Annotated in this window: 1 protein-coding gene; it reads right to left on the bottom strand. The window is 43.4% G+C overall.

All coding sequences use genetic code 11. The features are described from left to right. Nucleotides 1-318 (bottom strand): hypothetical protein (locus ZA06_RS17035; RefSeq protein WP_205625685.1); only part of this gene is annotated, 318 nt, incomplete at both ends.

Below are 318 nucleotides of genomic sequence, written 5' to 3' on the forward strand. Positions count from 1 at the left end.
AGGCATCTGTAATAGCAACATCTACAGAACAGTCTCCAGAGGTATCTGCACTGGTTGTTGTAACAACGTTGCTTGTAGCGTTTACCGTTGGATTTTCATTATCGGTCACTGTTACAGTCATGACATCAGTAGCTGTATTGGCTGGGGTAGCATTGTCAGATACGGTATATGTAATTGTGGTTGTCCCTATCGGGAATGTATATGTTCCGACCTGTCCAGAACCGGTATCGTTTACAGCACCGGTCATTACCCATGCAATTGAGCTTACGGAACAATTATCGTTGAAAGAGGCATCTGTAATAGCAACATCTACAGAAC

This window comes from Mangrovimonas xylaniphaga (assembly GCF_001280435.1).
GTDB classification, from domain to species: Bacteria; Bacteroidota; Bacteroidia; order Flavobacteriales; family Flavobacteriaceae; genus Mangrovimonas_A; species Mangrovimonas_A xylaniphaga.